At 35.5% G+C, this 14,450-nt stretch carries 14 protein-coding genes; 1 reads left to right on the top strand and 13 read right to left on the bottom strand.

Translation table 11 applies throughout. From position 1 onward, the window contains the following. The 9 genes from G508_RS0118005 to G508_RS0117965 all read right to left on the bottom strand — a co-directional run bounded on the left by G508_RS0118005 (position 1) and on the right by G508_RS0117965 (position 10,403). The gene (locus G508_RS0118005) at positions 1-435 is read right to left on the bottom strand and encodes a DUF2147 domain-containing protein (protein WP_026706607.1); all 435 of its coding nucleotides are present in this window, start codon (positions 433-435) and stop codon (positions 1-3) included. Between the two features lie 26 nt (positions 436-461). Beyond that, a complete protein-coding gene (locus tag G508_RS0118000) occupies positions 462-665 on the bottom strand; it encodes a hypothetical protein (RefSeq protein WP_026706606.1) in 204 nt (67 codons plus the stop codon). 21 nt (positions 666-686) lie between these two features. After that, positions 687-1,466, bottom strand: coding sequence for an SDR family oxidoreductase (locus G508_RS0117995; RefSeq protein ID WP_026706605.1), 780 nt, complete (start codon positions 1,464-1,466; stop codon positions 687-689). Between the two features lie 15 nt (positions 1,467-1,481). After that, a complete protein-coding gene (locus G508_RS0117990) occupies positions 1,482-2,396 on the bottom strand; it encodes an SDR family oxidoreductase (RefSeq protein ID WP_026706604.1) in 915 nt (304 codons plus the stop codon). A gap of 18 nt (positions 2,397-2,414) precedes the next feature. Next, entirely contained in the window at positions 2,415-4,823 is a 2,409-nt protein-coding gene (locus G508_RS0117985; RefSeq protein ID WP_035695172.1) for a TonB-dependent receptor, read from the bottom strand. 233 nt (positions 4,824-5,056) lie between these two features. After that, a complete protein-coding gene (locus G508_RS0117980) occupies positions 5,057-7,333 on the bottom strand; it encodes a T9SS type B sorting domain-containing protein (protein WP_026706602.1) in 2,277 nt (758 codons plus the stop codon). Positions 7,334-7,399: 66 nt separating this feature from the next. Then, the gene (locus G508_RS0117975; RefSeq protein WP_026706601.1) at positions 7,400-8,257 is read right to left on the bottom strand and encodes an AraC family transcriptional regulator; all 858 of its coding nucleotides are present in this window, start codon (positions 8,255-8,257) and stop codon (positions 7,400-7,402) included. 209 nt (positions 8,258-8,466) lie between these two features. Further along, positions 8,467-9,459 carry an alpha/beta hydrolase gene (locus G508_RS0117970; RefSeq protein ID WP_026706600.1) on the bottom strand — a complete coding sequence of 331 codons (993 nt, stop codon included), beginning with the start codon at positions 9,457-9,459 and terminating at the stop codon, positions 8,467-8,469. Between the two features lie 185 nt (positions 9,460-9,644). Beyond that, the gene (locus G508_RS0117965) at positions 9,645-10,403 is read right to left on the bottom strand and encodes an SDR family oxidoreductase (protein WP_026706599.1); all 759 of its coding nucleotides are present in this window, start codon (positions 10,401-10,403) and stop codon (positions 9,645-9,647) included. An 82-nt stretch (positions 10,404-10,485) separates the two neighbouring features. Here G508_RS0117965 and G508_RS0117960 point away from each other — a divergent pair, with 82 nt between their 5' ends. Beyond that, a complete protein-coding gene (locus G508_RS0117960; protein ID WP_026706598.1) occupies positions 10,486-10,827 on the top strand; it encodes a winged helix-turn-helix transcriptional regulator in 342 nt (113 codons plus the stop codon). 1 nt (position 10,828) lies between these two features. On the opposite strand, the gene G508_RS0117955 is transcribed toward G508_RS0117960, so the two are convergent. The 4 genes from G508_RS0117955 to G508_RS0117940 form a co-directional block, all read right to left on the bottom strand. Continuing rightward, positions 10,829-11,746, bottom strand: coding sequence for a helix-turn-helix domain-containing protein (locus G508_RS0117955; RefSeq protein ID WP_026706597.1), 918 nt, complete (start codon positions 11,744-11,746; stop codon positions 10,829-10,831). A gap of 52 nt (positions 11,747-11,798) precedes the next feature. Beyond that, the gene (locus G508_RS0117950; protein ID WP_026706596.1) at positions 11,799-12,836 is read right to left on the bottom strand and encodes an aldo/keto reductase; all 1,038 of its coding nucleotides are present in this window, start codon (positions 12,834-12,836) and stop codon (positions 11,799-11,801) included. Between the two features lie 99 nt (positions 12,837-12,935). Then, positions 12,936-13,847 carry a helix-turn-helix domain-containing protein gene (locus tag G508_RS0117945; protein ID WP_026706595.1) on the bottom strand — a complete coding sequence of 304 codons (912 nt, stop codon included), beginning with the start codon at positions 13,845-13,847 and terminating at the stop codon, positions 12,936-12,938. Positions 13,848-13,923: 76 nt separating this feature from the next. Then, positions 13,924-14,370 (bottom strand): lipocalin-like domain-containing protein, encoded by a 447-nt coding sequence (locus G508_RS0117940; RefSeq protein ID WP_026706594.1) that lies wholly within the window; start codon positions 14,368-14,370, stop codon positions 13,924-13,926. Positions 14,371-14,450 lie beyond the last annotated feature (80 nt).

Here is a 14,450-nt window from a genome sequence, read left to right as displayed (position 1 = left end):
CTACTTAACGCGTGTCCAATTTACGGTTTTTCCCATTATCGGGAGGCCCTTGTAACCTCTAGTTTCCAGACTATTGACATCTGTCAATTTACCTTTGAAACCATAAGTGTTACCGTCATTTGCGCTATACAGTTCACCCCCAACAAACTCCCCATCCTTAAATTTCAGTCCTGTAATGTGTGTAATGCCCTGTCTTGGACGACTTCTTAACTTGATATTGGGGTTCTTGTCGTCTTTTTTAGACGTTTTTCCATCGGCTTCAAACATATCCTTTGACCATAATAATTTAGCCGAGTAGGTATCTCCAGATTTGAAAATCTCTATCTTGTATTCTTCGGATTGCCATACACCCACTATGAGGTCTTTAGAGATTTTCTGTGCTGAAGTTACTTGTGCCATCAGTAGGACTAATGCAGTAAAAAGTTTTATTTTCATTTTTGATTTCTTATTAGGGAATTGATTTAATTAAGTATATAATTATTCATAACGTATCCGGCTACTATGGCGATAGGAATTCCAGCTAATGCAGCAATTAACGCTTTGCGAGCCTTTTTTGGGAATTGGCCTTTATGCCTGAAGTACAAGAAGATTCCTATTGGGGGTACCATATTTGAAGCCGCAAACCAAAATCTTGACAAATTGTCATTATTGTTACTATTTTCCATTCTTATTATTTTTTATGCTGGTTAATTTTTTTGTGCAACCAATTTCTCAAATTCCTTATGGGCCACATTTTTTTCAATGTAATTGGGAGCTATTCTAGAAAGCAATTTTAAAATTCTAGCCAAACCCGGTGTTATTTCAAGCTTATTTTTTAGAATGTCTTTAATTGCATCGGCTACCGCTTTATTAGCAGTCATCATTCTGCCTTCTGGTGGTGGAATCTTCCAATCCTTTTGAAGATTGGTTTTTACTCCAGGTGGCAGTACTTCAAATACTTTCACGTTTGTTTTTTCGAGTTGTAATCGTAAGGCTTTCGTGTAAGCATGCACACCTGCTTTTGAAGCACTATAAACAGGAGCAATTGAATAGCTCATAAATGCAATTGCTGAAGACACATTGATGATGGCTGCCGATTTTTGTTTCATAAGATGTGGTAAAAATTGATGTACCATTTGAATTGTACCTGATAAATTAGTATCGATTTCGTTTGTTATCTTATCAATATCAAACTCATTATTGTATAAATCAATTTGACGCATGACCCCTGCACTGTTAATGATAATGTTCAGATCAGGAAATTGTTTTGTCACTTCCTCATATAATTTTTCGATGTCTCTTGGATTGCTGACATCACTTTGAATTGTGTGAATGTTAGAAAACCACCTTTTAGTGTCACTCAAGCTTGCAAGGTTGCGACCCGTGATGATGATAGTAGCTCCCAATTTGTTCAATTGACTTGCAAACTCCAAACCTATACCGCTTGTACCTCCTGTTATAAGGATGGTGCTGTTTTTTAGTTCCATAAAGTAGCCTTTTTATTAAAATTCAACCTTTACTAATTTTTGTGATATTTCCCATAACTTCAATGATGCCTTTATGTCCTCAGCTTGTGCAGGTATTTTTGCAAGTGTTGGAAAACCACGAGTTTCCCCTATTTTGTTTGGTCCATAATAGAAGCCTCCTTTAGCTTCCGGAGCGGTTGCAGCAAATAATGTCGGCAAAGCCCCTTGTGCTGATGGTTGAAATAAGAAAGGGAAAAAAGTTCTCATTATTCCTGCTGAACTCCATCGGCCTGCACCGGTAATGAGGAGATTTGTTCGGGAAACACCTGGATGGGCGGCCATACTGGTTATTCCCCAACCGTTCTTCTCACTTTGTCGCTGAAGTTCCAAAGCAAACATCAAGTTTGCCAATTTTGCCTGGCTGTAGGCCTTCCCTGGAACATAAGAAGATTTTGACTGGAGGTCATCAAAATTGGTTATTCCCGCACGATTGGCTATGCTTGAAACGGTCACAACACGGGCAGCTGTTGATTTGCGTAGCAAGGGAAGGAGCTGGGCTGTCAATGCAAAGTGACCCAGATGGTTCGTGCCAAACTGAAGTTCAAATCCATCGGTGGTTTCCAGTCGTCTTGGTGGCGTCATCACCCCGGCATTATTTATTAGAAGGTCGATGGCTTGTCCTCTGAAGTTCATTCTCATGGCAAAGTCCTTAATGGAGGACAGGTCTGCAAGGTCTAATTTTTCAAAAATCACTTTTGCCTTTGGATTGGTCTGATATATTTTCGCCATTGATTCAGCCCCTTTCTGAGCATTACGGCCAAGCATTACAACATTCCATCCCGCTGCCGATAAGGCCAATGCATCTTCAAAACCTATGCCTTCCGTACTACCTGTAATTACTGCCAATCCTTCATTCCTATGCGGAATATCAGCTGTTGTCCAATTTTTCATTATCTGCATTATTAGCTATTAAAATTGAATCTTATATCCAAAATCTGGGAAGAAACCAATCTGATCGACTTGATCCACACTATTGGTCAAACGATTGTACTGACGGATAAACACATTTTCGTTATTGGTCACGTTTTGAAAATCCACATAGAACTGGTGTGAAACTTTTCTTTTACTGCTGTTGATTTTCATACCAATCTTAAGGTCTAATCGCAAATAAGGGTCATATTGTTCGCTGAAGGCTAAATCATCTTGTAGAATTTGATAACCTACTGCCTGACTAGCTGCCAAATCAACAGGAGTGTAGTATCTTCCTCCAGATGTACTAAATCTAGAATCAATCGAGAGCACATTTTTCCCATTTTTCCCAACCTTGAATTCTTTTCCTCCTAAAACGTTGAACACATATCCGTTGTTAAAAGGTGAATTTCTTTCAATACCATCGCTTCCTTCATATTTGGCTTCAAATAATGAGGCTGTTGCCAAACTATACCATCCGTTTGATAAAAATTTCTCAACTGTCAATTCTAAACCATAGTTATGTCCAACTCCTTCACTCACCAAATTCAATTCGTCAAAGCTGAATATAAAATCTGAACCTTCTGTTAATGAAGAATAACCAGTCGAGTTGGCATCAACAGCAGCATTTGTAATGTCTTGGTAGTATGCTTCGATTTTAGCTCTCCAACCAGTACCAGGTCTTAAATCATAACCTAAAACGTAATGATTACTTCTTACTAAATCTAAGTCCTTATTGGCTTGTACATCTGTTCCATTAACATTTTCATTTAAGAATAAAATAGGAGCTGGCACATTTTGATGATGAAGTCCATAACCAAACGTTATACTGTGTGCCTTTGCAAGTTGCCAAGTTAAGGAGGCCCTTGGCTCTGCCACAAATGCTTCATTCAAAGAAAAATATTGAGTATGCAATCCTGCATTTAGCGTAAAGCTTTCCGTTAAGCGATATTGCCCTTGGGCATAGGGTTGAAAAACAGTGTATCCGCCATCATTGCTAATGCGTTGTTGATAATCTGGATAACCATCGCCATCATTATCGGGTAAATCTAATCTGTTTGCTACACTTGCTGATAAATTAAACTGTTCCAGTAGCACACCACTTCGAAAAGTAAACTTATTATTAAACTTAGCATTATAAACAGAAGACAAGGTTAGCCGTGTTTCAGTATTGTCAATATCTGCAAAGCGAAGTAAATTTGCTTGTGGTGTTCCATAATCATAAATTCGATCTACTTGTCCATCTTGACCACTGAATGAGCCTCCAATAGTTGTTTTAATGGAAGAGTAATCGTTTAATGAAATAGTATTTCGCAAACCGACCATACCAAATTGAGAAGCATATTCAAAGTTCTCATCAGGTGCTGAAAAAAGATCTCCATCATCATAGTCTTCCTCACCATTAAAATCAATAGTTGAGTTCCCTGCAATACCAAATAAAGTAAAACTACCAAGCTTTGTTTTTCCAAAATCAAGATTAAAAGATAAGTCTGAATAATTAGGAATTGCACCAGTACCCATTCCTCCCACAATACCTGCAAGTCCATATCGGGCAGCTACCATAAAGGATCCGTCCTTACCCATTGGACCTTCGGCAACACCTTCAAAACCAGTCATGGCACCAACACCAACGGTATATTCATACTTATCAGTATTTCCTTTTCGAAAATTAATATCAAAAACGCCACCTAAAGCATTACCGTATTCTGCAGGAAAAGCAGAAGTTAAGAAATCAGAATTTCCCATAACATTAGGATTTAATGCACTAACCGGACTACCAGTAGTTCCCAAAGTACTGAAATGATTAGGGCTTGGAACGGGAATTCCATCAATTCGCCACAAAAGTCCTGTTGGCGAGTTACCGCGAACCACAATGTCATTTCGGCTATCGTTTGGAGCCGAAACCCCTGCAAAGTTAGAGGCGAGACGTGCCACATCACTTCTACCTCCTGCATATTTTGTAATTTCTTCCACACTCACTTGCCGTGCACTAACCGCTGCGAGTTTGTTTATGGCCTGATCTTTTCTTGGTCCAGATCTCACCACAACTTCGTTCAAGTTACTGTAGCTTTCTGTTAGTCGAATGTCAATTGACACTTCCTTTCCACTTGTAACATCAATGTTAGCTATTGTCGCAGTTTCATAACCTAAAAATGAAAAACCAAAACTTCCGCGACCGATAGGTAGATTTTCTAATCTGAATTTTCCTTCAGCATTAGTGGTTGTGCCAATTGTACTATCGGTTAAAAAGATGACCGTCACACCTTCTAGAGGCTGATCGGTAAAATTATCAATAACTTGACCCCTAATTGTCCCTTTTTGAGCAAACGAGCTGTAGCCAATTACTAGTACTATTATAATCAGTAATTTTTTTAAATCAAGAGTAAATTCAATTTTGTTTTGTTTCATAATGTTCTATTTAATTAACATTACAAAATTGCCGAAGATCAGGAAGATAAATTTAGCCGAATTACCTGATGTTGTAGCCAAAAGTATTAAATGTGAATCAAGAGCTGTAGTATAATATTGATATTCTTCCTACTAGAGTTAACAGGCTTTTAAAACCTGTTAGGGCTTCAAGTCTAATTATCTGACAATAAATTGATTGTTGTTGTTTTTAGAGGTGTGTATATGAAATCTAACTATCGCAACAATGAAAAGTGTCCCCTGTACTGCTTTTTTTCTGCCCTATCAATTAAAAACCAATAATCTGTCGCTGGCAGATGGCTACCGTTGTATGTGCCATCCCATCCGGGACTATTTCCCATAAGCGATATGATGAGTTTACCATATCGATCAAAAATATGAACCGCCATATCAGGCACTTTCCAAGAGTAGCCAATGGACCATTTGTCATTAAATCCATCTCCGTTTGGCGTGAAAAATTTTGGATACATCAATATAGTTACTTCCTCTGTAACGCTACCACAGTTATTTTTATCCTTGACATAAACGGTATAAATACCACTCGGTAATCCATTGAAAACAGGAACGTCCTGATAATAAACACCATCTATTGAATATTCATAATTTCCTATTCCTGTAGCCATTACCGTTATAGTGTTTTGATTTGTGGTCCATTCACTGATTTTGATTTGGGAAATAATTGGACTTCCAGATTCGTGAACGGTTATTGTCTTAGAATTTTCGCAAAGCATTCCTTGATTAATTTGCGATACACTCAAGGTGTATTGACCTTGTTGACTGATTGTAATGGTTCGGTTTGTTTCTCCTGTTGACCAAAGGTAGGTTTCAAAACCTTCTGGAGCCAAAATTTCTATTTCACTTCCTTCACAAAAGGTATAATTATCCGGCATATCTATCAAAGGCTTTGCCTGAACAATAAGTTTGAAAGAGGTAATTGCATAGCAGCCTGTTGCTTTGTTTTCCAATCTAACATATATTATTTGCGGATTTTCAGTGTTTATAAAATCAGCAGCTAGATTTTCTGTTCCAGATTCGGCAAGTTGTGAAGACGTATGATAGGTTACATCGAAGTCATCCCTATTTTGTGTGCCAAGCACCATTGGGGTTTGAATGGCCAGATTGAAAGTAGCTTTAAAACCATCACGCTCTTCGCAAAGTAATAAATCAGATGGTTGTGTAGGCTCCGGAACAGGAAATACTTCTATTGTTTCTTCCACTATTCTGGTTGTTCCTTGATTATAGATCGTGAGCTTTACCTGATAACTATTTGAAGTATGGAATATATGTGTAGGTGCAGGTTCATTTGAAGTAGTGCCATCTCCAAACTCCCATAATAAGGTTTCAAATTGATTAGTATTTATAGAAAATGTTGTTTCTTGGCCTGTGCAAATGGAGTTGCTACTTGCCTTTATTTTAAAAATGGTAGAAAGCACACTATTGGGCAAACCAAAAGTACTAGCACCATTAACCCCCAAGGCTATCCCGTTATCTTGGAAGTCACAACCTAATCCTACCATATCAGGATTATTGATTATGGATAGCCTGTAGCGGCTGTGTCTTGCAACATATATTTTATGATCAGGGGCTATTTGTAGTGTTGCAATATCGCCTCCTATCTCAAAAGGATTGATTGAAAAAATTTCAATTCCAGAACTTCCTATATCATTAGATTCTAAATCATACTGATATAAAAATTTGAGATTGCTGGTGTATAAAATTTTACCTGAAGGAGAAAATTCTAAACCGTAATCATTTCCACCGATTAAAGGAATTGGGTTTGAAACGTTACCCGTACTAGTATTAAAATCAAACAATTGTGTTCCGTTTTGCATTTCTTGTATGGCAAATGCAAGCTTGCTACCATCAGGAGCTACTTTTAAAGTGCAATGTCCAAGACCGTTGACAACAAATCCAGCCGCACTAATAACCGGACTTTCGTTAACACCGTTTGGAGTTACGAGATAGGAAGAGAATAGATTGCTACCATAATTATGTGCAACTACCCAGACATCTTGACCATTTTCATGCCGGGTTGCATTAACGGCTTCGGTAGTTGGAGTTTGAAGTAAAATGTTTTTATTTATAATTGTACCCATGCCGTTATTGGCACTCATATCAACAGTGGAATACCTAAAACCATCCGTACCACCAGCAGTAGCAGTTGTGAAAATATAATATATAGATTGATTACCCGGCTGAGGTACTATAAGGGATGATTGAATGCTGGAAGAACCTCCCAAGAGCCCAAATCCATTTTCCATAACATTATGGTTTTTATTCCAAACTGTTATACCATCAGTATAAAAAAGCAATGCTCCGTTTTCATCGGATATGGATGCACTTCCTTCCAATGCATTTAATTGGCTGTCATCAAGCACATCAGGAGTTCCGTTGTTAAAATCCAAACCCGTATGTACACCAAAATACCAAATATTATTTTCTTGGGCGTTGCCAAAAAAGGAAATTAGCAAAAAGACAATAATTATTTTCATAACTTCTGTTTAAAGAAAATCAAAGTTATTGACTTAATACAACTACCAGTTATGAAAAATCCGCTTTTACTTATAAATCTCAATTACAGATGCTTGCAGCTCCGAAGGAGTAAGTCCAGTATGTGTTTTGACAAAAATGCTAAAATTTGCCTGACTGTCAAAATTAAGCTCAAATGCAATTTCCTTTAAGGAAAGGGAACTAACCAGAAAAAGCCTTCGTATTTCTAAAACCAACTCTTCATGTATTAGATTTAAAACCGTCTTTCCGAATGCATTTTTACAGGCACTATTAAGTTTATCATGGGAACAGTTCATCATTTGGCAATAATCGGCTACTTTTCTTCTTGTGTATATATTTTGGGAGACCAATGAAAGAAACTGCGATACAAGATGGTTATGATCGGGGGTTGTTTTCTCTCCATGCAATTCAGAAAGGGTGATGAGTATGATTTGTAAATAACTATAAGACTTATAGATAGCCATCGGCGAGAGGTTCTCTGTTGCCAATTGCCCAGCCATTTGTTCGGCAAGACTATATAAATGATCAAAAGTTTGAGGGTCAAGATTGAATTCTGGATTGCTAAAATATAAATGAAAATGTTGAAGGGGCCTGATAAATTCAAACAAATCTTTTCGGAATTGTATCAGTAATCCTCGAGCTGTATCTCTTTGCATCAGATGCACTTGCCCAGGATATATGTTAAAAAGCTGTCCTTGATTCATCTCATAAGGCTTGAAATCTATATATTGAATTCCTTTGCCGCTTTGAATCAGAATAATTTCAAAGTAATCATGGCGATGAGGCCTTTGAAAATCGTAAGGATTAGGATAATCAATTGGTTCAATTACAAGCAATTTACTTGGATGAGGTAGTGTTACTGTGTTTTCTGAAATAAGGCTTTCATTGCTATTTAGGTGTGCCAAAATATTGTTTTTAAGGTTAAGATGATTTAATTTCACTGCCTAATTCTTTTTCCTACTCCTGTAGTCCTTTCTTTGAGGGTAATTAAATTTAAATGGACATACAATAGACCACATTTGATTATTTCTAACTTCAGTTTTTAATTCTTTAAATTGTTTTTGAATGTGTAAATGTACCAAAACACTAAACAGTAAGAAAACTAAAATTGTGATTATTTTAAAGTTAAATGTTTAGAATTATAATTTTTAAGCACAAAATCAGTAATTAACAATTGAATACTATCTTTTTGATATTGAGTGGCTTTTCGTAAGCTGTGATCCATTCCATCAAATAAATGGATTTCGTTGTTTAGTCCTAGTGAATCCATTTTTGAATTCAAAGTTTCCGATTGCTTAACAGATACGATTTGATCTTCTTTTCCGTGGATTATTAAGGTAGGAAAGTTCCTTTTACTGATGAATTTTATAGGCGAATAATTCTCTAAAACATTCTTTGCCCTGCTTTTGTCTTGAGCAGGATTAAAACCAAAAACATATTCCTCTATATTGATTTCTTTTCCTGCCAGATTTAAAAATTTATTTAACCGATTATTTAAGTTCTTAATTTCCGGACCCTCATACATGCTTGCTAAATCACTCGGTCCATAAACATCAATTAAATAACTAAACGTTGTTTCATTGTTCTTTTTATTCTCCAAGTGATGATCAGAAAATGCTATCATCATCGCAATTTGAGCACCTGCCGATTCTCCCAGCAAACCAATGTTTTGCGTATCTAAATTATAAAGTGCTGCATTTTCCTTTGCCCAATCGACCGCATCATAAACATCTACGATACAATCTGGAAACGGACTTTTCCCTTTTTTTCCTAAGGTGTAATTAGGACAAATAATGGTGTATCCTTGTTCTCTTAAGTTATGAATGGCACTATTAAACCTGTTGCTGTTAATGGTAAATTTGCTACCTATGATCCAAGCTCCACCATGCACATAAAAGATTACTGGAGATTTATCAAATATGTTTTTGGTTGGTGCATAAAGGTCTAGTTTTAGATTTTCTTTATAGCCAATGTTGCAGCTTACCTTTCCATTTGTTAATGGAGCATTTGTAGTATAAAAATATCCTGTAACAAAGACCGTTACAAGTAGTAGCAGTGTAGCTATTGTAATTCCCATGTATTTGATGATTGATTTTAATTTTCTCATTTATATTTTTTTTTTAAAAGTTCGTCTCAAGAGGCAAAATTGAGAATTATCAAATATCCGGATGTAGCTGGAACACGTTTTCTTGTAGTCAAAAAGCACTAATCCACAACTATCAAAAATTAAATGCCAACAAGAAAAGTACATCTCACAGGCATTTAGATTTTATTAATTGTCTAAAAAATATTCTACCACGGAATCTCACCCGTTTTGGGATTCATATCTTCTGCAAAGAATTTGCCTGTTGGGCCATCCTGATCAATTGTTGCATATTTAATAATTCTTTTAGCGGCATCTTCTACAGATCCTTGACCCAATTGACGGTTGAAATCGGTTTTTGTCGACCCTGGACTCACGGCATTGACCTTAAAAGGCAAGTCCCGTAACTCATAAGCCAAAACGATAGTGTACATATTCAAAGCGGCTTTTGATGACTGATATGCGACTCCTTTATGTTTGTAATGGATAAAATCAGGATCACTGTGCAAAGTAAGTGAACCTTGACTCGAACTTACATTTATAATTCTTGGTGCTACAGATTTTTTCAATAGATCTAAAAATGCCTGAGTAGTTCTGATAACACCAAAAAGATTCACTTCAAATACCTCTTTGAATTTGTTTACATCAGTATCCGTTGAAGTATGCATTATTGGAGTTTCTCCATCAAATTCGATTCCATTGATTCCTGAATTATTGATAAGAACATCTAAAACTTCAATTTTTTTACCCAGCTCTATTCTTGCTTTTTTTACGGAGTCTTGATCCGTAACATCAATTTGAACAGCTACTACATTTTTATACCCTTCTGATTTTAATTTATCAACTGCTTTGTTTCCTAATTCTAGGCTTCGACTTCCGATAAAAACTCGATAGTTTAATTGTAAAAGTTGTCTAGCTACTTCAAAGCCTATACCTTTATTAGCCCCTGTTATTAATGCAGTTTTCATTTTTTAAAATTTTTAATTTTGTTTCTGCAAAGTTATCAGACTTTAGTATACTTTTGTAACCGATATACAAAAGGATACCAAAGTGACGGAAGAAGTTGCATCACAAATCAAGAATTTAATATTCCATGTACAGGACACCCTGTATGTACTTGGAGGAAAATGGCGATTGCCTATAATCATTGCCATAAAACATGGAAACCATCGCTTTAAGGATATTAAAGACTTTGTACCAAAAATTACAAATAGGGTGCTATCAGCTGAATTGAAATCGCTTGAAGCAAATAAATTGATTACAAGGACTGTTTATGACACATCTCCAATACTGGTTGAGTATAAGATAACCGAGTATGCCCTAACTGTAAAAGAAGTTGTGACTACTATGGGCGAATGGGGTGAAAATCATCGCAAAAAATTGAAAGAATAATTTAATTAAAACTGTTTCTGAATTCAATTGGTGTTTGATTGGTTTTGCTTTTAAATAATTTGGAAAAACTTTGTGAGTATTCAAAACCTAGTGAGAAAGCCACTTCACTCACACTTAATTGCGTTGTCGTCAACATTTCTTTGGCTTTTTCGATCAATTTTTCGTGAATGTGCTGTTGGGTGTTTTGTCCGGTAACAGTTCGTAACATATCACTTAAATATGAAGAGGAAACGTTTAGTTCTGTTGCGATCTTTTCCACTTTTGGCAATTCAAGCGTCGTGTTTTCAGTAAAATAACTTTGTAAAAGTGTTTCGAATTTTGTCAGCAAATCGTTAGTAGCCATTTTTCGGGTTAAAAACTGCCTGTTATAAAAACGGTTACAATAGCTTAAAAGTAATTCCAAATTTGCTACAATGACCTCCTGACTGAAATGATCTAAACGCGAAATGATTTCATTGTGAATGTTTTGAATTAAAGCATTAATTGTCTTTTCTTCTTCTTCAGAAAGGTGTAAACCTTCAAAGACTTCATAAGAGAAAAAGCCGTATTTTTTTATGGCGCTAAACAAAGGATATTTCCTAATTAAATCTGGATGAAATACCAACGACCATCCATCATTTTTGCTTGTGTCGGTTTGATTGGCCATTGCAATAATCTGATTGGGTGCAATAAAAGACATACTTCCCTTATCATAATCATAGCTATTCTTACCGTATTTTATTTGATCCTTAAAATTTCGTTTCACCGTAATATTGTATAAATCCATATTCAGTTTTTGATTTTCGTAGGGGTGTTTATAACTCAATTGAGAATGATCAATTATGGAAATCAAAGGGTTTGAAGGACTTGGCAGTGCTAAAAAAGAATGCAGTGCAACTACAGAATTTATTTTTTCGATATTGAGTTGTGTATTCTTCATAGTTTGAGAGAAGCAGACCAAAACTATCCGTTTGCTTTATTAGCTTGTAAAGTTAAGCATTTTGAAAATCAATACCTGCACTTCGATCCATTGTCATCAGATCTAAAACAATTGCAGGATATTCAGCTGGCAATTTGCTCACTTCGTGAAGTTGGTTTAATTCTGCTTCTGTAAAAACAACCTCAACAGCTTTTAAGTTATCTTTCAATTGATGCAATTTTGTGGCTCCAATAATAACGCTACTCACAACAGATTGATGCAACAGCCAAGCCAAAGCCAATTGTGCAATGGATGCATTTTTCTCTTTTGCCATTGGTGTCAATATATCTAAAACATCAAACGCTCTATCTTCATGAAAAGGCGGAAATGGAAACGAATTTAAGCGGCCTTCCTCTTTTTGTCCGTCTCTTCTGTATTTGCCGGTAAGCAAACCGCCACTTAAAGGGCTCCAAACCATCATTCCGACTTTTTGGTCTAAAAGGAGGGGTACAATTTCACGCTCAACATCTCTAACATCTAATGAATAGTTGGCTTGCAAAGAGGAAAATCTATCCAAATAATTGTATTGGGAATAAGCTAGTCCTTTCATTAGTTGCCATGCGGCAATATTGCTTGCTCCGAAATATCTAATTTTTCCACTTCGAACCAAATCGTCCAAAGTTCTGATTGTTTCTTCAATGGGTGTCAATGGGTCAACTGTATGAATTTGGTACAGGTCAATATAATCTGTTCCGAGTCTTTTCAAACTGGCTTCAACTTGTTGAATAATATGCTTTTTTGAAAGTCCAAGATCGTTCTGTCCTTTGCCAATTGCTCCTCTCACTTTTGTTGCCAAAACCAAATCATCCCTATCAATACCAAGGTTTTTTATAGCTTGCCCTATCATCTTTTCTGAAATTCCTTCTGAATAAATGTTAGCCGTATCAATAAAATTAACACCGGTTTCTGTAACCATTTTAATCTGTTCATCTACAGCTTTTTGGTCGAGATTACCCATATATTCGAAAAATCCCTTTCCGCCATAATTCATTGTACCCAAACAAATAGTTGAGACTTTTAATCCAGTAGTTCCTAAAATTTTGTACTTCATGTTTTATAGTATTATTGTGAGTTGCAAAATTGGGAACATTACCTTCTTGGATTGTATCCAATATGAGGTTTGTTGTGTTCAAAATGAAGTTTAAAAAACTTAATTAAAACTGTTTCTAAACTCTAAAGGACTTTTGGATGTTTTAGTTTTAAAGAACTTACTAAAACTTTGGGGATGTTCAAAACCTAATTCAAAAGCAATTTCACTAACAGAGAGTTTGCTTGTTGAAAGTTTTTCTTTAGCCTTTTCGATAAGTTTGTTGTGGATGTGTTGTTGTGTGCTTTGTCCAGTATGCAACTTTAATAAATTGCTTAAATAATTAGGTGAAATATTTAATTTTTTTGCGATAAATTGCACCCTTGGCAATCCATCATTTAAAAGGTTTTCCGAGTCGAAGTAATCATTTAACATTTCCTCGACCTTAGATAAAACTTCATGATTCCTAATTTCTCTTGTAATAAATTGGCGGTTATAAAATCGGTCGGAGTATTTTAGTAGTAATTCAATTTGAGCAATAATTAAATCTTTGCTAAACTTATCAATATTGTTGTGATATTCTTGTTTTATACCTTCAAAAATCGCTGTAATTATTTTTTCTTCTTTCTCCGAGAGAAATAAAGCTTCATCAATTTTATAATCGAAAAATTCATATTGCTTAATTGTTTTTACCAATGTTGTTTTCCATAAAAAATCGGGATGTATTTTTAATAAATAGCCAGATCGATTGTTAGGTGCATTCGGATCAATCTCTATTCGCAACACTTGTCCAGGTGCAATAAAAGCCATCAACCCCTCATCAAAGTCATATTCTGATTGGCCATACAACATCTTTATGCCTTCAACCCTTTTTAGTGCAATAGAATAGAAATCCATTACAACACTTAAGTGCTTTTCATTGGTTTGATGCGTTACTTTTGAGTAATCAATTATACTAATCAATGGATGTTCAGGTTTAGGCAAACCAGCCCATCGATGGTATTCCTTGATAGATTTTATTCTTTTTATTTCCATAATGCAAGTTTAGCTCCTTTAATAAATTGTGAAATGTTTTATTTAAATAAGATACTACTATCCTTAATGATACAGATTAAATTGGAGAATCTATTTCTTCAATAAGTTGCCATTTGAATGAGACAAATGTATCGTTTTCTAGTTCTAAATGCTCAACTAATAGATTTGCCTGACGCGTAAGTTTAAGTTGATTACGATCTCTTTTTAAGTCATTCCACTTAGCAAAAGTGGAGACAATTACATGTTGTGAAGCAAAATCTCCTTTACTGTCAATGGTATATGTTCCGAATAAAGCCAAAGATCCTTTAGTTGCAGTAAGCAAATCTTGATATTTTTCAAGACCTTTGTTTTTATTGGCTAATTTTGGAATATTTATATCAATCAAGACAACATTAAAACGCATATCTTTTGTAAAAATTAATATTCCGCTAGGGTTTTGACCGAATAATGATAAAATGTCATTTTCAAGATGAAGATGTGCTGATTTTAGTTCCCAAGAACCTACTATTTTGTTTTTTCTCATGTGTAAAATTTATTGCCTTCTATTGCTTGTATCATAGTCTTATTTTCAGTTGTAATTGGTTCCGAAATCTTGGTTTATAT

Source organism: Flavobacterium soli DSM 19725 (genome assembly GCF_000422705.1).
GTDB classification, from domain to species: Bacteria; Bacteroidota; Bacteroidia; order Flavobacteriales; family Flavobacteriaceae; genus Flavobacterium; species Flavobacterium soli.
Note: the sequence above shows the minus strand (reverse complement) of the source record. Positions and strands in the feature narration are given on the sequence as shown.